This window comes from Nostoc sp. CHAB 5715, assembly GCF_020829685.1.
In the GTDB taxonomy this organism is placed as follows: domain Bacteria; phylum Cyanobacteriota; class Cyanobacteriia; order Cyanobacteriales; family Nostocaceae; genus Nostoc.
In genome coordinates this window covers 1-20,630 of record NZ_JAIVFR010000009.1, presented here as the reverse complement: position 1 = coordinate 20,630, position 20,630 = coordinate 1, and the positions used below count along the sequence as shown (strand labels likewise).

24 protein-coding genes are annotated in these 20,630 nt (G+C 43.4%); 10 read left to right on the top strand and 14 right to left on the bottom strand.

Going from position 1 to position 20,630, the window contains the following annotated elements; all coding sequences use genetic code 11:
- Window positions 1-574: Hpt domain-containing protein (locus tag LC574_RS01230; RefSeq protein WP_229451124.1), on the bottom strand; the 574-nt coding region annotated here is incomplete at its 3' end.
- A 221-nt stretch (window positions 575-795) separates the two neighbouring features.
- Window positions 796-1,206: a four helix bundle protein gene (locus tag LC574_RS01225; protein WP_368736662.1), complete on the bottom strand. Its 411-nt coding sequence runs from the start codon at window positions 1,204-1,206 to the stop codon at window positions 796-798.
- Window positions 1,207-1,399: 193 nt separating this feature from the next.
- Between LC574_RS01225 and LC574_RS01220 the strand changes: the two genes are divergently transcribed.
- Window positions 1,400-2,506 (top strand): aspartate carbamoyltransferase catalytic subunit, encoded by a 1,107-nt coding sequence (locus LC574_RS01220; protein ID WP_229451123.1) that lies wholly within the window; start codon window positions 1,400-1,402, stop codon window positions 2,504-2,506.
- Window positions 2,507-3,109: 603 nt separating this feature from the next.
- The gene (locus tag LC574_RS01215) at window positions 3,110-3,697 is read left to right on the top strand and encodes a DUF1997 domain-containing protein (protein ID WP_229451122.1); all 588 of its coding nucleotides are present in this window, start codon (window positions 3,110-3,112) and stop codon (window positions 3,695-3,697) included.
- Between the two features lie 8 nt (window positions 3,698-3,705).
- Here the strand turns inward: LC574_RS01215 and LC574_RS01210 are convergent, their stop codons facing one another.
- The 4 genes from LC574_RS01210 to LC574_RS01195 all read right to left on the bottom strand — a co-directional run bounded on the left by LC574_RS01210 (window position 3,706) and on the right by LC574_RS01195 (window position 10,558).
- Window positions 3,706-4,362: a ribonuclease HII gene (locus tag LC574_RS01210; protein WP_229451121.1), complete on the bottom strand. Its 657-nt coding sequence runs from the start codon at window positions 4,360-4,362 to the stop codon at window positions 3,706-3,708.
- Window positions 4,363-4,370: 8 nt separating this feature from the next.
- Window positions 4,371-6,518, bottom strand: coding sequence for an Rne/Rng family ribonuclease (locus LC574_RS01205; protein WP_229451120.1), 2,148 nt, complete (start codon window positions 6,516-6,518; stop codon window positions 4,371-4,373).
- A gap of 850 nt (window positions 6,519-7,368) precedes the next feature.
- Window positions 7,369-10,080 (bottom strand): TIGR03960 family B12-binding radical SAM protein, encoded by a 2,712-nt coding sequence (locus tag LC574_RS01200; protein WP_229451119.1) that lies wholly within the window; start codon window positions 10,078-10,080, stop codon window positions 7,369-7,371.
- A 148-nt stretch (window positions 10,081-10,228) separates the two neighbouring features.
- Window positions 10,229-10,558, bottom strand: a complete 330-nt coding sequence (locus LC574_RS01195; protein ID WP_229451118.1) for an STAS domain-containing protein — start codon at window positions 10,556-10,558, stop codon at window positions 10,229-10,231.
- 459 nt (window positions 10,559-11,017) lie between these two features.
- Here LC574_RS01195 and LC574_RS01190 point away from each other — a divergent pair, with 459 nt between their 5' ends.
- Window positions 11,018-11,218 (top strand): hypothetical protein, encoded by a 201-nt coding sequence (locus LC574_RS01190; protein ID WP_229451117.1) that lies wholly within the window; start codon window positions 11,018-11,020, stop codon window positions 11,216-11,218.
- 140 nt (window positions 11,219-11,358) lie between these two features.
- Here the strand turns inward: LC574_RS01190 and LC574_RS01185 are convergent, their stop codons facing one another.
- The gene (locus tag LC574_RS01185) at window positions 11,359-11,703 is read right to left on the bottom strand and encodes a hypothetical protein (RefSeq protein WP_229451126.1); all 345 of its coding nucleotides are present in this window, start codon (window positions 11,701-11,703) and stop codon (window positions 11,359-11,361) included.
- Window positions 11,704-12,002: 299 nt separating this feature from the next.
- Between LC574_RS01185 and clpS the strand changes: the two genes are divergently transcribed.
- The 4 genes from clpS (at window position 12,003) to LC574_RS01165 (ending at window position 13,644) form a co-directional block, all read left to right on the top strand.
- Entirely contained in the window at window positions 12,003-12,284 is a 282-nt protein-coding gene (clpS, locus tag LC574_RS01180; protein ID WP_229451116.1) for an ATP-dependent Clp protease adapter ClpS, read from the top strand.
- Between the two features lie 65 nt (window positions 12,285-12,349).
- Window positions 12,350-13,180 (top strand): CPBP family intramembrane glutamic endopeptidase, encoded by an 831-nt coding sequence (locus tag LC574_RS01175; RefSeq protein WP_229451125.1) that lies wholly within the window; start codon window positions 12,350-12,352, stop codon window positions 13,178-13,180.
- Window positions 13,181-13,217: 37 nt separating this feature from the next.
- Window positions 13,218-13,394: a hypothetical protein gene (locus LC574_RS01170; protein WP_229451115.1), complete on the top strand. Its 177-nt coding sequence runs from the start codon at window positions 13,218-13,220 to the stop codon at window positions 13,392-13,394.
- A gap of 4 nt (window positions 13,395-13,398) precedes the next feature.
- On the top strand, window positions 13,399-13,644 hold the full coding sequence (locus LC574_RS01165) for a hypothetical protein (protein ID WP_229451114.1): 246 nt from the start codon (window positions 13,399-13,401) through the stop codon (window positions 13,642-13,644).
- Here LC574_RS01165 and LC574_RS01160 read toward each other — a convergent pair.
- From LC574_RS01160 to LC574_RS01150, 3 genes are all read right to left on the bottom strand, one after another.
- Entirely contained in the window at window positions 13,619-13,852 is a 234-nt protein-coding gene (locus LC574_RS01160; protein WP_229451113.1) for a hypothetical protein, read from the bottom strand. The two genes, LC574_RS01165 and LC574_RS01160, sit on opposite strands and share 26 nt — an antisense overlap.
- A gap of 123 nt (window positions 13,853-13,975) precedes the next feature.
- Window positions 13,976-14,218 carry a hypothetical protein gene (locus LC574_RS01155; protein WP_229451112.1) on the bottom strand — a complete coding sequence of 81 codons (243 nt, stop codon included), beginning with the start codon at window positions 14,216-14,218 and terminating at the stop codon, window positions 13,976-13,978.
- A complete protein-coding gene (locus LC574_RS01150; protein WP_229451111.1) occupies window positions 14,215-14,415 on the bottom strand; it encodes a hypothetical protein in 201 nt (66 codons plus the stop codon). The genes LC574_RS01155 and LC574_RS01150 overlap by 4 nt, the downstream gene beginning before the upstream one ends.
- A gap of 165 nt (window positions 14,416-14,580) precedes the next feature.
- Here LC574_RS01150 and LC574_RS01145 point away from each other — a divergent pair, with 165 nt between their 5' ends.
- Complete coding sequence (locus tag LC574_RS01145; protein WP_229451110.1) at window positions 14,581-14,808, top strand: antitoxin; 228 nt, start codon at window positions 14,581-14,583, stop codon at window positions 14,806-14,808.
- Between the two features lie 12 nt (window positions 14,809-14,820).
- On the opposite strand, the gene LC574_RS01140 is transcribed toward LC574_RS01145, so the two are convergent.
- From LC574_RS01140 to LC574_RS01130, 3 genes are all read right to left on the bottom strand, one after another.
- Window positions 14,821-15,459, bottom strand: coding sequence for a pentapeptide repeat-containing protein (locus tag LC574_RS01140; protein ID WP_229451109.1), 639 nt, complete (start codon window positions 15,457-15,459; stop codon window positions 14,821-14,823).
- Entirely contained in the window at window positions 15,456-16,844 is a 1,389-nt protein-coding gene (locus LC574_RS01135; RefSeq protein ID WP_229451108.1) for a DICT sensory domain-containing protein, read from the bottom strand. The genes LC574_RS01140 and LC574_RS01135 overlap by 4 nt, the downstream gene beginning before the upstream one ends.
- 302 nt (window positions 16,845-17,146) lie before the next feature.
- Window positions 17,147-18,736: a photosystem II high light acclimation radical SAM protein gene (locus LC574_RS01130; RefSeq protein WP_229451107.1), complete on the bottom strand. Its 1,590-nt coding sequence runs from the start codon at window positions 18,734-18,736 to the stop codon at window positions 17,147-17,149.
- Window positions 18,737-19,332: 596 nt separating this feature from the next.
- Here LC574_RS01130 and LC574_RS01125 point away from each other — a divergent pair.
- Window positions 19,333-19,728 (top strand): DUF1830 domain-containing protein, encoded by a 396-nt coding sequence (locus tag LC574_RS01125; RefSeq protein ID WP_229451106.1) that lies wholly within the window; start codon window positions 19,333-19,335, stop codon window positions 19,726-19,728.
- Between the two features lie 27 nt (window positions 19,729-19,755).
- Here the strand turns inward: LC574_RS01125 and LC574_RS01120 are convergent, their stop codons facing one another.
- Entirely contained in the window at window positions 19,756-19,929 is a 174-nt protein-coding gene (locus LC574_RS01120; RefSeq protein ID WP_229451105.1) for a hypothetical protein, read from the bottom strand.
- Between the two features lie 4 nt (window positions 19,930-19,933).
- Between LC574_RS01120 and LC574_RS01115 the strand changes: the two genes are divergently transcribed.
- On the top strand, window positions 19,934-20,395 hold the full coding sequence (locus LC574_RS01115; RefSeq protein WP_229451104.1) for a DUF4079 domain-containing protein: 462 nt from the start codon (window positions 19,934-19,936) through the stop codon (window positions 20,393-20,395).
- Window positions 20,396-20,630: the final 235 nt, after the last annotated feature.

The window sequence follows — 20,630 nt, the reverse complement described above, 5'->3', positions numbered from 1 at the left end:
CCTCAGCTTGAGAGTGTAAAAACTCGATAAATTCTTCATAACTTGGTGGATTTTTAACAGCTTCAAGAATACTGTTTAGACGTTGCTCTACTCCCACTTCAAAAACGGACTGGACAATATCAAATCCCAATTCTTCGGAAGTGGGAATATGAGTCTCAGCACCAAATGCATCACCCAGCTTTTCTTGCAACTGTGCAAACACTGAACTCGTTCGATGAAGCAGTTCTTCATCATTAACAGTACTGCCGATTAATTCGGTATTTAATGCTATGCTAAGACACTCATAAGCTTGTAACAAAAGTGTTTGTAATTCGGCATCAACTACCACATTTGGATTATATAGAGCCTTAAATACATCTTCTAAAAAATGGGCTATCATCTTAATTACTTCTAGCCCAACATTAGCAGCACCACCTTTAAGTGTATGAGTAGCCCGCATTAAATTATGAACTTTAGCAATGCTATAACCTTCCGATAAGCTAAATAGTTCTTGTTCAATAATTTGGACTAATTCTGGGGCTTCAGCCAGAAAGTAGATGTATCCTTGTTCACGAATTTCGTTATCTGTAATCATAAGTGGGGAGTGGGGAGTGGGGAGTGGGGAGTGGGGGATGGGGGATGGGGGAGTTGGGAGTGGGGAAGATTGAAATTTACGTCTAATGTGAATTGAGTCGTTGGAAACCTTTCAGTTTCGTTAATAATTCCAAAATCATGGTTTTGTCCAAGCTTGGAAACCCTTATGGAAAAATGGGATTTTTTAATTCACATCAAGTGTAATTCCCTATTCCCTACTCCCTACTCCCTACTCCCCTTCTTCTCTAAAGAACGAATTAAAGCACGGAGTAGTCTTCCTACAGATTCACATTGCTTTAAAATAGGGGTGACTAGTTGAGTATCTGTAAGTCCAACTTTGGCTCTCGTTGATAGTAACAAATGAGTTTCGAGTTCTTTGAGAGAGCCTTGTGCTATTCGGAGAAATTTTATGTATTCCGGGCGATACTCTCGCCCATAGCCCTCAGCTATATTTGCTGGAATTGATACAGCTGCCCGACGAATCTGTGAAGTCATTCCGTAAAGTTCCTCTTTTGGAAATGCAATCGTTAGCTGATAGCAAGCTTCAGCTAAATTCATGCCTTCTTGCCAAACTCTTAAATCTTGATAAGATCGAATTTCAGAAACTGTCATTTGCCACTCCCCACTCCCCACTCCCCATCTACTGTTATCGGAACTAAAACTATGCCATCTCCCAATAGATCATCCCCACTTCCTCAAGATCAGACAGATAAGTATCAAAGTTACACACAGCAAGAGGAATCTGTAGAAGTTACTCAGACAGAAATTCTTGTATAGCGGTTCTCGTTTACATGAGGTACAGCCCACTCCCCACTCCCGAAATTCTATGCCTACTACCACCTGGAATCGTCATCACGTTCTTTCCCTAGCTGACTTCACGGCGGCTGAATATAATACAGTTTTGCAAACTGCGGCCAGTTTTCAAGAGGTACTATCACGGCGGACGAAGAAAGTACCAACCTTGCAGGGACAGGTGGTGGCAAATTTATTTTTTGAATCGTCTACCCGCACCCGGAGCAGTTTTGAACTTGCTGCGAAACGTTTAAGTGCAGATACGCTGAACTTCGCCGCAGCCACATCTTCTATGACTAAGGGAGAAACAATTCTCGACACGGCGAAAACCTATTTGGCTATGGGAACTGATATTATGGTAGTCCGCCATCGAGAGGCAGGAGTACCGAATGCGATCGCGGCTGAAATGGATCGTCTAGGTGTAAAAGTTAGCGTCCTCAATGCTGGTGATGGTCAACATGAGCATCCTTCCCAAGCACTGCTAGACTTATTTACCATTTGTACTCTAATTGATCCAGCCAGTCCCCGACTAGAACTTTTAAAGGGTAAAAAGATTGCCATTGTTGGGGATATTCTGCATTCTCGCGTGGCGCGATCAAATATTTGGAGTTTAATTGCCAGTGGTGCCGAAGTGCATCTCGCAGCCCCACCCACCCTCTTACCCAAATTATTTGCCGAGTATATCTTGGAAGAGGCAGGAGTCAAGAATCAGCAGTTTATTATCTCCTCATCCCCCTCATCCCCCTCATCCCCCTCATCCCCCTCATCCCCCTCATCCCCCTCATCCCCTACTCCCTACTCCCCACTCCCCACTCCCCAACTTTTTCTCCACTGGCAACTAGAACCAGCTTTGCAGAATGCCGATTTTGTCATGACTTTACGTCTACAAAAAGAACGCATGACGGCTCATTTACTGCCAAGTTTGCGAGAATATCATCAGCTATTTGGCATTACAAGCACAAAACTGCAACTTTGTAAACCTAACGTCAAAGTTTTGCATCCAGGCCCAGTTAACCGTGGTGTCGAAATTAGTTCTGAATTGATGGATGACCCAGAATTTAGTCTCATTCAATCGCAAGTTACCAGTGGTGTCGCCGTTCGTATGGCGTTGCTGTATTTGTTAGGTAGCGGTAAGGCTTAATTGGTATCCTTGAGTGACTACAAGTAGACCTGGTTTCATTAGAACAACGACTGCGAAGACCTTTGACTTAAGATGATGAGACGTTTCCCGTGAATAGAGACGCAATATATTGCGTCTCTACATGCTTAGAATTATTACTAGGACTTACGCATTGACAAGAAATACCAAATATGGATTAAGGTTAAAAACCATATCTTTCGTAGGGGCACAGCAAAGTTCATACGTGTCAACTTAACGTAAAAGCCATGTCCCGCAAGGAACTGAAGTTCCTTGCTAATAGCTTAAGTCATCTTTTGATGACTAAATAATCCGAAAAATTTTTAGTCTACTTCAGTAGACTTTAGCTATTAGCCTTGAACTTTAGTTCGAGGCGGGTGAGGAAGCCAACAGTTAAGCTATCTATAGCTTAAGTTGACACCAATGAGCAATGCTGTGCCCCTACAGCATGGTCTATTTACGATCGCAGGATAATTAAGAAAAACCTGAAAACTTCCTATTTTAGGTAATGCACATCACGATGCATTTCTACAGTGCGTAAGTCCTAAATCAAATTTAATTTATTAAAAAATATTAAAATTAAGAAACAGATATTTTTATCCGCTCATGGCTACCCGGTTTACTGCCTCCCAATCGGTTGAAATCGCTGTTCCAGAGCAGCCTATTCCCATTCAGCACTACTTGCGCCAGCCTCAACGTCTAGTTAAGGCTTTGACTGACAACAGTAGAATTGAGCAGCTTTCTGAGGAAGTATTTCGCTTGAAAATGCGTCCGTTAACTTTTATGTCATTGAGTATTCAACCTACTGTAGACATGAGAGTTTGGGCAGAATCAAATGGAATAATTTATTTGCGATCGCTAGGCTGTGAAATCCTGGGCTTCGAGTATATTAACCAACGCTTTGCTCTCAATTTAAAAGGGCATTTGTCTCCCAAAGAGTTAAGCACTGGTACTCGCCTGCAAGGAAGGGCTGATTTAGAAGTGCTGGTAGATTTGCCACCGCCATTTTCCTTCACTCCTAAGCCGATTTTAGAAACTACTGGCAATGCTTTGCTCAAAAGCGTACTGTTATCGGTTAAGCAACGGTTATTAAATCAACTTTTGGCGGATTATCGCTACTGGGTGATATCACAAACCAAAGATAGAGGACTTAGTGGTAACAGTACTGAATTGCCAATCCTGAATGCTGAGTAATTATTTAATCACTTAGCGTTCGATATTTTGATTTGGCAAGGACGAAAAGACTGACGATGTAGAGGCGAGGGCCCATGTTGTTGCAGAGCCAGCAAGTGCTTCTGGCTACCATAACCCTTGTTAAACTCCAGGCTGTACATAGGGTATTTTAATGCTAGACGCACTACCAGTTCATCACGCCAAACCTTAGCGACAATACTAGCAGAGGCAATAGCGAGCGATCGCTCGTCCCCCTTAATTATTGTTTGTTGCGGCAATAGCAAGTCTTTGATTGACTGATTACCATCAACCAAGCAGAGTGCAGGCTGTAACTTTAACTTCAGTACAGCCCGCTTCATTGCTAACAGCGTCGCTTGCAAAATATTTATCTTGTCAATTTCGGCAGTAGAAGCAAACCCAATTTTCCAGTCTATAGCCAGCCCACAAATTTGCTGCGCTAGCTGAGTTCTCCGAGAACTAGACAACTTTTTACTATCTTTGATTTTAGCTGCCATCAGTATTGGCAAAGCATGATCTGGTAGGATCACTGCTGCCGCCACCACAGGCCCAAATAGAGCGCCTCGCCCTACTTCATCCACACCTGCAACCAACCCTGGAATCCCTGACAAGGTAGAAAACTCCAGCCAATTGGATTGTTCCAAGGGCGTTGGCGACGTTTCTACCATAAAACAAATTAATTATCCTCGATCGCTGAGGAACGACGGCGACGGCGACGGCTAGCAGTGGCGGCGCTGTTCGCATCACTTTCATCTTCGTTGGCGGAAGCTTTCGCAGACAAGCTACCCCTTGGGCTAGCAGTCAACTCAGATGGTTCAGTTGTTTCTTCTATCAAAGGTTTTTGTTCTGGCTCAATAACTTTTGGTATTGGTATCTTGCTTGGGATTATTTCAGGTGTTGCTTTTTGGACAATAGTTGATTCTAAGGTTGATTGAGTTGGAGTCGTTGGCTGTTGACCTGGCTGAATCACGTTAATAATCACAGACTTGGGATTTTTAACCTCTTGCTCTAACTTCACCAAGGGAGATATTCCCATCAAAGCAAAGATATCCTGTTCCTGGAGGCTCATTTCTACAGTTCTAATCTCCGGTGGTTCTACCACTGGTTTGACTGGCTCTGCCTTGGTAATTTTAGCGCGATCTACAGTCCGATCTACAGTGCGATCTACTACAGTGCGCTCTACTCTTTCACTCCAACCTGGTTTACCAAGGGTGGGTGAGGGGATCTCTGGTGCAACTCCTAGTTCTGGTTCAATATCAAGGTCTAAGTCTGGCTCGTTGACAAAAGTCAGTGGATTGGCTACAACCCGAACTTCATCTTTCCCGTTTAACCCATTGATGGGAATTCGACTGCGGCGAGTGCGGGTACGACGCTTATTATCATTTAGGTCTTGATAACTAGGATGATTGATCAGATTTAGGTTACCCGATTCTAGGTCGCCGTCCAATGCTTCCCCAAATCCATCATAGGTTTCTCGAGATTCTGGGATGCGGGCAGATGGCTGACGTGGTTCTCGGTGAGGCAGGGATATAAAACGCTCACGTTCACGCTCTGGTGTTTCTGCTGGTATTGGTAATCGGTTTTCCATTTCTCCAGGCAGACGCACAGTATGTCCTAAACCGCCACAGGTGGGGCAAATTTCACCAAACAATTCGTAAATATTTTGACCTTGGCGTTTGCGGGTCAGTTCTACTAAACCCAGTTCGGTGAGTTGGGCAATTTGCGGACGAGCTTTGTCTGCTTTGAGTGCTTTATTAAAGTGTTCGAGAACTTGCAGTTGATCGCGTCGTGATTCCATATCAATAAAATCAACAACGATCACCCCAGCGATATTTCGCAGACGCAACTGGCGAGCAATTTCTGTTGCAGCTTCGCAGTTTGTCCACAAAACTGTTTCTCTAGCTGTTGCCGATCGCGTGAAGGAACCTGAGTTAACATCAATTACAGTTAACGCCTCTGTCGGCTCAATGATAATGTAGCCTCCAGAAGGTAGGTCTAATCTCGGTTTGAGGGCTTCTCGAATCGCGGCAGTGATGCGGAAGTACTCTAAAATTGGAGAGCGATCGCGGTGATGGTCAATCAACAATCCTTGTGGTGTTTGACCTCCGCTCCAGTTCTGCAAGTACTGCTTCACGCGCTTCAAACCAGTACTAGAATCCACGACAATCCGATTTACATCCGCGCCGTACATATCTCGCAATACGCGCTGAATGAAGTCATCATCTCGGTTGAGTAGTGCTGGGGCACGGGTGGAATGCGCTTCCTGCTGAATGGCTTCCCATTGCTTTTGCAGCAATTCCAAATCTTCCATAATCGCTTCTTCGGGTTTGCCTTCTGCTTCTGTACGTACAAGCAAACCCATCCCCGCCGGTTTGACCAAAATCGCCAGTGCCCGCAAGCGGTTGCGCTCACTTTCACTTTTAATCCGTCGGGATAAATTTACACCTCTACCATAGGGCATCAGTACTACGTAGCGTCCGGGTAAGGTGATATTACCCGTAAGCCGGGGGCCTTTTGTCCCCGTTGGCTCTTTCATTACTTGCACCAAAACTTTCTGCTGTGGTGCTAGTAGTTCTGTAATTGCTGCTGCGGTACGCTTTAGCTTCAGTGGCCCTAAGTCGGTGACGTGAATAAAACCGTTGCGCTCTGGGTCGCCAATATTGACAAAAGCCGCATCTATCCCAGGCAATACGTTTTCTACTACTCCTAAGTAGATATCACCTATTTGGTGATGACCCGTAGCAACAACTAGTTCCTGTATTTGATCTTCAGAAAAGACAGCAGCAATTTGGTGCTGCTCCGCGATGATAATTTGTTTTGGCATTCAATTTCGTCAAAATTGGCAGCACCAATAGGTCTGGAGGTTTGTTATACCTTTGTTGCCCCTGCAACCCTCAAAAGGCGCTGCTGATAATAAAAATCGCAAACCTGAGCTTCTAAATTAAATAGCTATTGGCGCTCTTAAGAGCATTTTTACGGCGGATTATTCCAGAACGGATGCATGTTTAAGCAATTAAATCAACCGTCTGTGGTTGATTTGTGATGCAATACTCTCAATAAAGAGAGTTCTGAGTTAAAAGTTCTGAATCCTGAGTGAGTTTTTAACTCAGGAAGCTTCATTTGAGAGTAACCTACTGATGTCGTTAAGAAAAAGAAACTATTTCTATTTTCCATTCCTCGGATTTATCCTTAGGGTTATACTCAGCAACACCAGCTGCTACCCTACTTTAAGCCGCGCTTTGCGCGTCTCGTGAACGTCTGCAAATTTGGACTAACCGACGGCAGTTGTTTAACCTACGGGAACGCCAAAGGCGAACAACTCTAGAAAAGTAGCTCACTAGCTCTTTGGCACTACTGGGGATTAAACATTCAGCAGCTGTTTAAAAAGCATGGATTTAGAGAATCTAAGAGCCTGCTGTTAGTTACTGATTCACAAGGTAGCTATAGAGAGAGCGTGTGTTCTTTAATCTGCCTCAGTTTGTCTGGGATAAAATCCTAGAAGTTGCACTCTAATATCTTTGCTTTCGCCCCCTGAACACCAGGGTAGTGAACCAGTTAATTCAATGCAGCGCCAGAAAATTTCTCTTCACCCCATTCTAACGCAACCTTGCTAAAAATCAATTCCAACGATATAGCCACGTTAGGACAACTACTAGCAAGCTGCCCTACAGGGATTATATCCCTAAAATTAGCCGATTGCGGTGGATGTGCAGGAGTTGGAATTCTCCACTAGCCACCATTCCTAGCATAAACAGGATTTGTTCAGGACGCAATAGAAAACCATCTTGGCGATAGCTACCTACATAACGGATAACAGATATAGATTCTGCAATACTTTTGTAGTTTTCTACTAATTCCAGTTCAAATAAGCGATCGCGCAGATTTATTAACTGGCTCTTGCCTGACTTTGTTGTATGCTCGTACCACAGTTCGTCTTTTGCTTTGATGGTATCAATCCATTCTTGCCATTGTATAGGTGTTACTTCTTCAAATGCTGCTACGGTAATTAAATATTCTGCGGTTTCTAGCAGTTGGGTAGCTGCTGGAGTTTTTAAATCTATCTGCTCCACATTATATATAGGTATGTCTGTGGGCATTTCCCGAACCAATTCTTCTCGAAAAGCATCAACTGACACTGGTACAGTTAATTCAAAATCCGCAATTTCACCACTACTAGTAGCCCCTAAAGCCAAAGCAGTTGCTACAGAAATTCGCGGCATTGGGTGAAATCCACCAGTGAAAGCGATTGGTAAGCCTGCTCGCCGCACAACTCGGTCAAACAGACGGATTAAATCTAGGTGGCTTACTAAAGCCATATTACCCTGTTTCCCAAACCAAACTCGCAGTCTTTGTACCTTAGTTGTGTTGGGGACAAACTCGCCAGCGAAGTTTGGGATAGCAGGTGATTCAATCACAATGTTATGGCCAAAGTCGGTTCCACATACGCCACAGTGAGAACAACCTTCAAAAGAGCAATCGGGTACAATTGCAGCTTCTAAGGCGCGTTGCAAGTCTTCTTTGAGCCACTTTTTGTCAATTCCGGTATCAATATGATCCCAAGGGAGGGGAGTATCAAGGGAGTGGGTAGAGACGCGATTAATCGCGTCTGTACTGGGGAGAGACGCGATTAATCGCGTCTGTGGGGTATTTTCTGCGTCTTTCGATCTGGTCTGATCTTGTGCATGAAACAAATTCCATTCGCCGTTTTCTACTTGGCGGTATTTCCAATCTAGATCGGCTTGAGCGATCGCAGACCCCCAAGCACTAAAAGCCTGATCTAAATTTTCATACCAGGAATCCATACCTGCACCTAATTCCCAAGCACGCCGGACTACTTTGCCCAAATTGCGATCGCCTCGTCCCACAAAATCTTCCATTGCCGAAATGCGAACATCGGTAAAATTTACCTTCACTGCCTTTATTCGGCGGAATTCTTGCCGCAACAGGTTTTGTTTGCGTTTAAATTCGGTGGTAGAAACTGAGTGCCATTGGAATGGTGTATGGGGCTTGGGCGTAAAGTTAGAAATCGTCAGATTAAAGTTTAGGGGTTTTCTGCCCTTGCCCCGACATTCTCTTTGTAGCCAGCTTACTGTTTCGGCAATGCCCAAAACATCAGCATCCGTCTCACCTGGCAAGCCAATCATAAAATACAACTTTATTTTATCCCAGCCTTGCTCCCAAGCGGTTTTCACCCCCCGCAACAATTCTTCATTCGTCAAACCCTTATTTACGATGTCTCGCATCCGCTGAGTTCCAGCTTCTGGAGCAAAAGTCAGTCCACTTTGCCGCGTTCCTCCAAGGATATTGGCAATATTCTCATCAAATCTGTCTACTCGTTGGCTTGGTAGAGTTAGAGAAATGTTTTCATTTTTTAAGCGATTTTTGATTTCCATCCCCACTGCTGGTAGGGACAAATAATCAGAACAACTCAGAGATAATAGAGAAAACTCATTGTAACCAGTTGCCCGCATCCCTTGTTCAATTGCTTCTACAACCTGATCGGGTTCTACATCCCGTGCTGGTCGAGTTAGCATTCCTGGTTGACAGAAGCGACAACCACGAGTGCAACCACGCCTAATCTCAATGGTCAGGCGGTCATGCACCGTTTCCACGTAGGGAACTAACCCAATGGAATACGCGGGTATGGGAGTTGCAACCCGTCGCAAAATTCGTTTTGGTAGGTCTGGGCGACGAGGATGAACTGAGCCATCCTCTGCCATGTCGTAAAACTGAGGGACATATACACCTGGTATTTGTGCTAAGTCCAGTAACAGATGTTCCCTACTCAATCCTGCTTGTTTGCCTTCTTCCAATACCAAGCCAATTTCTGGCAGCAGTTCTTCTCCATCTCCAAGGGCGATAAAGTCGAAGAAGTCGGCATAAGGCTCAGGATTAGATGTTGCTGTTTGCCCACCAGCAAAAATCAATGGAAACTGGGATTGGAGATTCGGAAATTCTCCCCCTGCAACGCCAGGTTTTTGCCGTTCTCGCCACGTCAAGGGAATTCTAGCCAGATCCAACATTTCTAGGATATTAGTTGCACCCAGTTCGTAACTGAGGCTAAAGCCTAAAATGTCGAATTCTGTGAGCGATCGCTTTGACTCTACCGCAAACAATGGCGTATTAGTTTCGCGTAGTTTGGCTGCCAGGTCTTTTCCTGGGAGGTAGGCGCGATCGCACAATTGACGCGGTTGGGCATTCAGGATGTTATAGAGAATGATGTGCCCTAAATTGGATGCACCGACTTCATATACTTCTGGATAAGTTAATACCCAGCGTATTGCTGCCGTATCCCAAGCTTTGTGTACTGCTAAACGCTCATTACCCAGGTAACGTCCTGGTTTTAAAATATCCGATGTTATTAATTTTTCAACTGCAACAGCCACTGTGCTATCTTCTAGCTACCTTAATTACAGCTACTCAAATCCAACCTTAGCATTGAATTAGGTCTTCTAACAGAGTTTACCGTTGCAACTTATAACTCCTTTACATAAAGTCCACTTCATACCTGAAACTTGTTGCTTTTATATAAAGTTATGTTGCAGCCGACTCAACTTTACCATCCCATATTTCAAACACCCTATCGAGCTGCGTTAATTCAAAAATAATTCTAATTGACGGAGCAACAGCACAAAGTCGGAAACCCCTTCCTAAACTAAGAGCCAGCTTGTGTATAGATAACAATGCCATCAACCCCGCGCTGTCTAACGATTCTACTGCTGCGAGGTCTACTACCAAGATGGAAATACCATTTTGTGCTAACGCTGTGGTCATATCTCGTTCAAATTCCAAGGCGTTTGTAGCATTCAAAAAGCCTTGGGGGCGAATAACTGCAATCTTCGGATAGTTAAGCACTGCCTGCATAGTTACATCCTATTGAGAATTATTAAAGCGTCAAGCTAAGAGTTATTTGAACATAAACTCTATTTTGTTGCATCGACCATATGTCTTAGTTCTCTTTGCTGAATCTTTATTGCTTTAGTATCTCTGTTTAAAGATTGTCATAATTCCAGGTTAAAATGTGATTATATATACTTTTTTTTTATGCTAGTTCAAAAACAATCAACTATAGACAACCGTAGAAACGACAAATCATCAGTAAGTATGCCGAGAAAACTTGCTTAGTCTATAGCTAAAGCTAATTTAGCCAAGTCTTAACGGTAAGTTAAATTCCTCACTTTAGCGTTGCTGATGGCATACGACATCCTCATAGCGAATTATTTATTTAACTAATTAAAATGTGATCTATATGACTATTAGACCACTATTTATGCTTAGATAAATCTGGAATAATTAGCATTATATAAACTTGGGTTATTATTTATGAGAACTAAGTACGCTATTCGTAAATTAGTAGAAAAGGCTCTTGACATTAAAAAATTAACTCCTGAGATAGAAAATGAAATTAACTTAGAATTGACGCAACTGGGTTACATTTCTGACGTTGACTACGAAGCTCTGGAATTATTAATGGCAGAGATGGATGCTGGTAGAATTCAGTTGGTTCCTAACTTGGGATATTAGAATAATTCGTGATTCGTACCTCGGCAACGCTTGGCAACCTAATTCGTAATTCGTAATTAAGTTTTGTAACGGAACGATGAGGGAGCAGGGGAAGCAGGGTGAGAATAATAATTTCTAACTCCTGACTAATGACTAATGCCCTATTGGTATGCTTGCCAAAGTTGGTGAATAAACTGATTGAGTTGCTGCTTGGCGGCTGAGTCAGGTTCAGTTTTTGGTTCTTTTGCTAAAACTTGGCTCAAGAAGGTAATTACTTCTGTGTCTAATGTTGGCCGAAATAAATTGGCAGGCCAAAGCAAGTCAGACGCATCTCGCAAATCGGTAATTAGCGGCGATTCTTGAATGAAAGTAACCATTAATAAAGGACGTACCCAGCACAACTGGCGGGAAACTACGAATTGAATGACTTCTGCATACAGATTCCTGTCTCCATGCTTTAAAGACACAATTTGTCCTGGTTGAAGAAAATTTAGGCTAATGTTCATCATTATGCAGTTTGGGCAGCGACAACGATTGTTTTGTAACTTGTTTAATTTAAAAGTGAGAATGCGCTACTTTTAAAGGAACTTCTGTAACATTAGGGTAGCACTCTCACGGCAACCATGTCTTAAGAGATATGCCTCACAAGTGCCTACGCAAAACTAATACGACCAATCCTTGGCAGCAAAGGGTTTTCCTAGCATAGTATCTGAACAGAAATACTATAGAATAGGTAAATAACTGTTAAGCGATCGCAAGACAGAAACTTTGTTGTAGTGAATTAACGAGAAAAGAGCAGAGAGCCGTGTCAGTTGAAACTATTGAAAAGCGTTCCACATCCCGCAAGCTCGCGCCTCGGTATCGCGTTTTGCTCCATAACGACGACTACAACTCGATGGAGCATGTTGTACAGTCACTCATAGCCACTGTGCCAAGCCTTACCCAACCCCAGGCTGTGAGCATCATGATGGAAGCCCATACTAATGGGCTAGCTTTAGTTATTACTTGCGCTCTGGAACACGCTGAGTTCTATTGCGAAACATTGAAAAGTCACGGTTTAAGTAGCACCATTGAACCTGATGAATAGTCATTAGTTATTGGTCATTGGTCATTAGTTGAAATTTAGAGTATTGGCTGGTGACTTACATTGGTATGAAAAAAAACCTTGTCCGTTTAGCTGAACACCCTGCCCCTATTAGGCTGGGTTCTTTTATTTTGACTTTATTGCTGCTATGGTTGCCATTGGCTGCACCAATATACTTTCTAGTACATGATTCAAACTTAGAAAGTATATTGACATTGGTATTGTTATATGCAGTTTTTATTTTTATCTTGAGACTATGGGGCAAATATGTCTACCAGCAGCCTCAAATTCTGCGGCATTATGGCTTAGAATTCACGCGGCAAAACGGTGTGGATTTGCTGCGTGGGTTGGCTCTGGGGATAATTAATATTCTGATACTTTTTGGAGTAGAAAGTTTATTAGGTTGGTTGGTGTGGCAACAACCGAAAGTTTTTTTGCTAAAAGTAATTTTAGAGGGTTTACTTGTTGGCTTGGGCATCGGTTTTGCTGAGGAATTGTTATTCCGAGGCTGGTTGCTAGATGAATTACAACAAGATTACAGTCCGCGTGTGGCACTGTGGACAGATGCAACTGCCTTTGCGACATTGCACTTTATTAAACCATTGGAGGCAATTATTCATACACTGCCGCAATTTCCAACTTTAGTACTGCTGGGGTTAACGCAAGTATGGGGAAAGCGTTGGCGCAGGGGACGCTTGGGTTTACCAATTGGTTTGCATGGTGGTTTCGTATGGGGCTATTACATTATTAATGTGGGTAAATTAGTAAAATATTCTGGTGAAGTTCCTGATTGGGTAACTGGGGTGAATAATAATCCCTTACAAGGAGTGATGGGGGTGTTGTTAATGAGTGTACTAGCTTTGTGGATACGAGGGCGAACTGAGCGATCGCCTCTTTGATAAGATAAGCACTGGCTTACATACACACTCACCATTTGTGGAACCCACAGAAGAGCAATACTTAGTAATAAATGCTCTAGAAGCTCTAAATTTACTTGTTTGGAGATTATATGATGAAGACACAGGGTATTGGCATATTCAAACTCCTAGCACTGTTTTACCCTTGGCAACGATATTACGAAACGGCGAAGTAGTGACCTTCGGATGGGAATAAAACGATGAAGCAATCTAATACCATTAAACAGCAGCAAGCGCAAAGAATATTGGAACTATTTGCGATCGCACGTCAGCGATATTTAGATGCAGGAGGAAATCCTCGACGCACCCCAAGGGGACTCAAAGGAGATGATTATATGACAGATGAGGAAAGGCAAGAAGCGTTGGTATTAGGAAGGCAAATTTTCCCACAAGAATATATTGATAATACAGCACGTAGCATCAAATATCCTCCCGTGGAAAGCTAGCCCATTCTTCACTACGGGCTAGATCAATTTCCTCTGTGAAAGGTGCGTTTCCTAAATCAACACAGAGTCCCCATAAGGATTGGTAAGGAAGGGTAGACACTTTATCTGTTAACTCGCGTTCTATATCAGGAGCAATTTGCTGGATCAAACGAACTTTGTCCATAGTTGAAAGCTGCTTTGCTAGTCTGATAACTTCTTGTAGACTCACAAATTTTCACCTGCTTCATCTGCAAAAATTTTAACAATAGCTAAGAATACTGCAAAACGGTGAAGCAGTGACCTTCGGATTGGAATAAAAACGATCACCATAATTCACCTTACGCGATCGCACCTACGCCACATTTTTGACTGAGATAATTCCTTCACCACACCACTGAATCAGTAACCATCTGTCAGAATCTATATCCAGTGCTGGCTTGAGACGGAAATTAAAAACCTCTTGCCATACCTCTACTCCATACTGGGATACAAAATTTGCCTCCAGTTCTTTGAACTGTTCCCATTGCCGATTTGCGATCACGGTTAACATGGGAATAATTGCGGTGATTGAGACTTGTGCGGCGACGGGTGTCATTCTGGGTAGTCCTCAAAAATACAAATAATCGGCATAGGTGGTTTTTTGGTGTTGATGATTTTAACCAACCGTTTACCCTTGCTTCTGGCAAGCGCAAAACAGGCTAACTCTGTTTCTGCTGCCGACCAATCCCTTGGATCTGTTACCGGGTCAAACTCTTCTTCATCTGAGTTGTTTGATTGGCTTTCATGGGTCATGCTTTGATTCGTTAATAAGGACTGCGACTAGGTACAGTTCGGCTCACAAATTTTCACCTGCTGAAACTGCAAGCACTAACAGATAGTAAAATCTTAAGTAATTGACATGATATTGTAAAGCAACACACTGCGGCGAAATAATTATGACTTTAAGGAGATTGCTTGATGCCAAACTCATGCCATGTTTACCTCTTACGGGATGGCCAACGTCAAGTCCTAACCATTCCTGATGAATTTGCTCTATTCAGCACAGAAGTTTTGTTACGCAAAGAAGGTAATCGATTAATCATTGAACCCATTTCTTCCGGTTCTCTACTTTCACTGCTTGCCACTTTGGAAGACATTACAGAAAACTTTCCTGATATAGATGAAGGGTTATCGCAGTTTGTATAAATTAACCCCTATTCAAAATGCAGCCTCCACAACTGTACCCACCAAACACGCTTTATCCAAATTAACGCCGCTCAAATTTGCACCTTCTAACTCTGCACAGAGTAAATTCGCCCCTGAAAAATTCGCTCCTGCCAAATTCGCCCCCCGCAAGTCAGCTTCTTCAAGATTGGCTTCACTCAACAATGCCCCTTGCAAATCGGCGCGACTCAAGTCTGCACCTTTGAGATTTGCCCCTGTCAGGTTTGCACCGCGCAAGTCAGCACCCCGTAAATCCACACCTTGCAAGTTTACATTCATTAAATTAGCACCACTCAAGAAAGCACCCACCAATGACACATCACTGAGTCTTGCTCCCATCAAGTTAGCGCCGCGCAAATTACTACCCCGCAAGTCAGCGCCTGTTAAATCTGCTTGCATCAGGTTTGCTCCCATCAAATTTGCCCGTAAGTCAGTTTCTTGGAGGTTGGCTCCCATCAAATTTGCTCCCTCCAAATGCCCACCTTCGAGTTTGGAAGCAGCGAAATTAGTGCCGACAAGGGTAGCACCAGCAAGATTAATCCGGCTTAAATCCAGTCGAGAGAGTTCCTCGTCTTCTAAATTTGCCCCTGGAAGTTGTTTAAGTTTTCCTAATTTAATGGCTTCAATATTCATGTAAAGTAACTACCAATCTCCTCACTTATCTTGCTTTGGCTATCCCATTGAGAATCAAGTATCCAGATCCCGGCGCTGACTTTGGGTGTCATCAAGGGTAAGTCGAGTCCCTGTTGTAAACCCATAACTAACAAAGCTAGGGTATCCACAAGTTTAGGGTCAAAGTGGCTAGATTGTTGCTGTTTGCACTCATCTAAAGCTTGAGTAAATATCTGTTCCCGGCTTTGATTTGACGATTTTTGCTGATTGACTCGCCACTGAAAGTCTGCCAATAATGCCAAAATCCTTGACTCTAGGGGAATTTCATCTCCAGCTAAACCTGCTGGTTCCCCTGCGCCATTCCACCACTCGGTTTGGTGAGTGATAATTTGGGCAACGGCTCGCAGTCGTGGCATTGTTCGCAATACTTGCGCCCCTGGTATTAAAGGACAACTGGGTGCATCTTCTTGGTAGCGTGTCGGTATACTACCAGAATTCAGGACACTTTCTGCATTTTGTAACGGATCTATGCGATGCAACAAAGCCGCTAGCCGTAACCTTTTAATCTGCCATGCGGGAAGATCCAAAAGCTGGGCGATCGCTTCAGCAAGTACAACCACTTCCGCAGCTGCCATTGGATTGTTGACATCTGCTATATCCATCAGTTGCGCCATTCGCAAAAAGGCTTGGATTTCGTTAGAAACCAAGTTGCGATCTAGGGTTTGTTGCCCAAGCGCTGTGGGGATGGATAAATTATCTTGCCCAGTCTGGAGGTAATCTACTACACGGGAAACAACTGCACCTAAATTTTCGGATCTGTCCATTGATGGTACAATTTGTTGTTTATCGGCTGTGAGTTTTTTCGCCAGTTCTGGGTTGTATTTTCTGATGTGAGCGATCGCTATTTCTGCTGTCTCTTGCACTAACTCTGGCTCAAATGTCCACAAGCCATAGAATTTGCGCTCTAAGTCTGATGTCGGTACTCCAGTGCTGCCATAATCAGCCTCTGATAATTCTTGACAAATTACCATTGCTGTGTATTTAGGCGATAAAATAATTAAGTGCCACTCCTGAGCTACTGGATCGACTGAATCTAATGCCACTAAGTCTACATTGGGTAAAAGGCTGGTGGGATGTTCAGCAAAGCCAGATTCAGAGGCAGCCATAATGACAATTTGGCTGCTGCGCTGGGCGATATCTGCATATCGCCCGGCTTCTTGTAGATACCATTTACCCTGTTGGAAGGCTGTGATTACTAGGGGTGTACCGTCGTCGGTTAAGATATGGTCTTCTAGAGCATGGCACAGGGCAACTAAGGTATTTTTGTAGTAAACACCGAATCGAATTGGCCTGGTGGTGTGGCGATGGGCTGTTTCTAGCTTTTGTAGGATTGAACCTTCTAACATGGGATTGGGTGAAAATAACCGCAAAAGGGGAGTGATCGGGGTAGGGGGTAGGCGTGAGAGAAGGATAGGACTTACGCAAAATTAGGAAAAAACGTAAACACGAAGTGGTGAAGCAGCGCGGTCTTGGGGGTTTCCCCCATGAGCGACTGCTGAACCCGGAGGGCTTCCCGAAGGGTACCGCGTTCGCGCTTCGCGTCTCGTAGAGAAGACGCAAAGGACACGAAGTAATAAGAGTTTGAGAGAGTTTTTGCGTAAGTCCTAAAGGAGATGAAATTTGTTTTTGTCTGATTATGAGAATTTTATCAAACAGCTGCTAACTGTTTGTCTTTTGTCTCTATTGGTGCAGTAAGTGCTGCTTCTAAGTCGGCACAACCTAGTTTTTCTTCCAAAATTTTCATGACTTCGCGTCCGAAATCGTTAGGGTTTTGTTGCCAAGCTTGTAAGCAGACTTCGCCGAAGAATGAACCCAGAGGTTCGGGATTCCAGAGAAGTTTTTTGGCTGTCCACGGCATCAAGCTCATTGGATCGTATCCTGGTTTGAGGATGCCTTCTTTGAAAGCGTATTCTTCTAAATGGGTATGGGGTTGCAATCCAATAAAGAAAATGGCAGGTTCGACTTTATCAGCACCAAAAATTCGTTCTAGTTCGCGGTGGTAAGCGATGGTTTGGCGGATGGTTTCGGGACGTTCATCAATGACGTTAAAGGAGTAGTTGACGGAAACTAAATCGTTGAAACCAGCTGCTTTTAAATCGCGGCAGTTTTGCAAAACGGTTCGCAGGTTATACCCCATTCGCATTTTCCGCACGAGTTCTTGAGAACCACTGGTAATCCCGATTTCAAAGTAGTTCATCCCGGTTTTCGCCATCAAGTCGCATAATTGTGGTGTCAAATTGTCGGCTCGAATGTAAGCTGCCCAATGGATGTCTGTCATACCAGAATCGACGATTTTTTGCAAGAGTTCTATGGCATCGTCGATAAATTTTCTGGCTGGGATGAATTGGGCATCGGTAAACCAGAAGTTGCGAATGCCGCGATCGTATAATTGGCGCATCTCAGTAACTACTTCATCTGCTGGGTTGATGCGGACTTGTTTCCCTTCGACGACAGTGTAGACGCAATAGCAGCAGTTGTGAGGACAACCACGCTTAGTTTGTACACCTATATAAAAATCTTGCTCTTGCAGGTAATAGTTAAATTCCGGCCAAATGCTTTCGATATAGTCGTAGTTACAAGCTGTTTTTTCTAGTGGAGTGGGTTGTTCGTGAATTAGCCGTTTCCGTGGTTGAGTTTCTCTTGCAACGTAACAGCGTTCATCTCGAAAATCTCTACCACTTAAAAGTTTTTCCAGCAGGGTTTCCCCTTCACCCACAGAAATAATTGTCCCTTGGGGTAAGCTTTTACCCAACTGTTCATAAAATACACTAACTGCACCACCACCGACAACTACACGGGCATTAGAATTATATTTTTGGGCACGCTTTAAACCGCGTTTGATTAAGCCCTGATTCCGCCACAACTCTACATAGTAAGCGATGAAGATTCGTAAACCGCCTAATCCCCCACGTAGTTTCAATAGAGGATTCTTCGCGTAGTAAAATTCAAAGGCGTTTTGTAGTGGGTTCCCACCGCGTCCACCAACTGGGGCATAAATTTGAATATCCCGCCATGAAAATATTAGCAGTGTCGGTTTAAATTCATCGATACAGCGATCCAGAGCAGAACTGTAGTCTAAAGGTGGCACTGTTCCCAAATCAAAAATACGCTGTTCAATATCAGGAAACTGTTTGTGGACGTGATCGCTCAGGTAGACAACCCCAATGGGAAAGATAGGGTTACAAGGAAGGCGAACGTAAAGAATTCGATTTTCCATCATGGGTGTTTTGACTTCCATCTTGCCAATCTTTGGGGAAAGCGAGATAAATTCCAGTTTTAAAAGGTGTTTTTGTTTTGGCTGCTTTTAATCTCTGACAATCTTGCTTGACATTGAAGCAAATTATTGATATGCGTGAAACTTGTGTTCACAGATGTAAAAATCAATAAAATTGCTTTCCATACCAAACGCATGGCATCAACAGAGGCTTTATGAAGGCATTTTTCATATAGCTTTACGATAACATCGAGTTCATTCATTAAGCGATGATCCCAGGCTTTTAATCCTGGGATAGATGAAATACAAAAATACACTTCTGAACTAGGCTAAAGCTAAGGGGATCTTCGCCATACCTACCCTGTAATTATCTGCCCTAAAGAAGTTAAAGCTTTTTTTGCCAGAGATTAAAAACTCAAAGATGTTCGCATAGTGTAAAATTGCAAACAAGGCATAAATATTTACAAAATTTTTATAACCTACCATTTATTAGGTAAGAATAGGTAAAAAAAATCTAGAAAGAGTTCAGTTGGTAGTCGCAGCTACAGCAACTGGGGATCAGGCAATGTTACGCTTGGGTAGTGTAATGTAAAATTGTGGCGTAAAGCTCCTCAGCAGTTATGGCTCAAATATTAGATCCTCTACCACCTGAGCAATCGGGAAAGATTCTCTGCTGCTACATTAATGCCACGAGCAAAATACAGGTAGCTCGCATCTCAAATATTCCCAACTGGTACTTTGAAAGGGTTGTTTTTCCTGGACCACGTTTAGTGTTTGAAGCTCCGCGAAAAGGTCAAGTGGAGATTCATACAGGGATGATGGCAAGTGCAATTTTATCCGATAAAATTCCGTGCGATCGCCTGATGCTCGACGAACCCAGCGTTTATGAGTTTGATACAGACTCATCAGATGGAAAAGACCCTTTTAATATCAAACCAATGGTGCAGCAAATTAATACAAAAATCGGAGATACTACAAAACCCTTACAAATCGTTGGTTTAGCATCGGTTGATTAAAAAAAAATTTACTAAATTTAAGGGTTGCTAATTCAGCAACCCTTTTTGTTTATTATTTATTGGGCATGGGGCATTGAAAAGAGGCAGAGGGGCGGGGGGCAGGGGGCAGAGGGGAAAATTCTTCTCCCCTGCTCCCCCCTGCTCCCCCTGCTCCCTCATCTTCCCCATCTCCCCCTGCTCCCCCATCTCATTTACAATCAATCTTATGAATCTGCCTTCATTTCTTTGGTTGTGGAAAATAGCCGCCTGGTCGATGGGGTTGTCCCTGCTGGCATATCTGATGTTAGCAGTTACGGGCGTTTGGATGTTTCGGGCGAGAACTTCGCAGCAATTTCCTTTTATTACTCAATTTCTGGGCGGGAATAGGACGGTGCGATCGCTCCACTATACAATGGGCATCAGCATGGTAAGTTTAGTACTACTACTGCTAGCGATCGGCATTGTTGGCACTCTCGGTCACTTTGGTTCTTTGGGTCACTCATCACATTTAGTTGCTGGATTGATAGTAGTAGCATTAGTTTTACTATCTGCTTTCAGTGCGACGCAAATTAGTGCCAGACGACCTTGGGCTAGACCCTTACACATCGGCGTAAATATTATTCTTTTTATAGGATTTGCCTGGGTATCCCTTACTGGTTGGATTGTAGTACAAAAGTATTTACCCTAAAGAATTACGAATTACGAATTATTAAAGTGGCATAGCTTATATACGGCAGGCGAGGTAGAACATAGACCTACCCTACAATGAAGAAAAGCATTGTAATTGAGCCGTGAGAGCAAACTCAGCCAATATTTCAACTTTTGTTTTTCGTCTGTCTCCTTTGATTCGGATAACGCTGCTGAGTCTATACATAGCACTCACAGTACCATTACCCTTCTTATCGCAGGTAACAGCTGCACCA

Excerpts from the sequence above, each read along its gene's own strand:
- LC574_RS01220 (WP_229451123.1), top strand. The coding sequence starts at position 1,400 with ATGCCTACTACCACCTGGAATCGTCATCACGTTCTTTCCCTAGCTGAC.
- LC574_RS01215 (WP_229451122.1), top strand. The coding sequence starts at position 3,110 with ATGGCTACCCGGTTTACTGCCTCCCAATCGGTTGAAATCGCTGTTCCA.
- LC574_RS01210 (WP_229451121.1), bottom strand. The coding sequence starts at position 4,362 with ATGGTAGAAACGTCGCCAACGCCCTTGGAACAATCCAATTGGCTGGAG.
- LC574_RS01205 (WP_229451120.1), bottom strand. The coding sequence starts at position 6,518 with ATGCCAAAACAAATTATCATCGCGGAGCAGCACCAAATTGCTGCTGTC.
- LC574_RS01195 (WP_229451118.1), bottom strand. The coding sequence starts at position 10,558 with ATGCAGGCAGTGCTTAACTATCCGAAGATTGCAGTTATTCGCCCCCAA.
- LC574_RS01190 (WP_229451117.1), top strand. The coding sequence starts at position 11,018 with ATGAGAACTAAGTACGCTATTCGTAAATTAGTAGAAAAGGCTCTTGAC.
- LC574_RS01185 (WP_229451126.1), bottom strand. The coding sequence starts at position 11,703 with ATGAACATTAGCCTAAATTTTCTTCAACCAGGACAAATTGTGTCTTTA.
- LC574_RS01175 (WP_229451125.1), top strand. The coding sequence starts at position 12,350 with ATGAAAAAAAACCTTGTCCGTTTAGCTGAACACCCTGCCCCTATTAGG.
- LC574_RS01165 (WP_229451114.1), top strand. The coding sequence starts at position 13,399 with ATGAAGCAATCTAATACCATTAAACAGCAGCAAGCGCAAAGAATATTG.
- LC574_RS01155 (WP_229451112.1), bottom strand. The coding sequence starts at position 14,218 with ATGACACCCGTCGCCGCACAAGTCTCAATCACCGCAATTATTCCCATG.
- LC574_RS01150 (WP_229451111.1), bottom strand. The coding sequence starts at position 14,415 with ATGACCCATGAAAGCCAATCAAACAACTCAGATGAAGAAGAGTTTGAC.
- LC574_RS01145 (WP_229451110.1), top strand. The coding sequence starts at position 14,581 with ATGCCAAACTCATGCCATGTTTACCTCTTACGGGATGGCCAACGTCAA.
- LC574_RS01140 (WP_229451109.1), bottom strand. The coding sequence starts at position 15,459 with ATGAATATTGAAGCCATTAAATTAGGAAAACTTAAACAACTTCCAGGG.
- LC574_RS01135 (WP_229451108.1), bottom strand. The coding sequence starts at position 16,844 with ATGTTAGAAGGTTCAATCCTACAAAAGCTAGAAACAGCCCATCGCCAC.
- LC574_RS01130 (WP_229451107.1), bottom strand. The coding sequence starts at position 18,736 with ATGGAAGTCAAAACACCCATGATGGAAAATCGAATTCTTTACGTTCGC.
- LC574_RS01125 (WP_229451106.1), top strand. The coding sequence starts at position 19,333 with ATGGCTCAAATATTAGATCCTCTACCACCTGAGCAATCGGGAAAGATT.
- LC574_RS01115 (WP_229451104.1), top strand. The coding sequence starts at position 19,934 with ATGAATCTGCCTTCATTTCTTTGGTTGTGGAAAATAGCCGCCTGGTCG.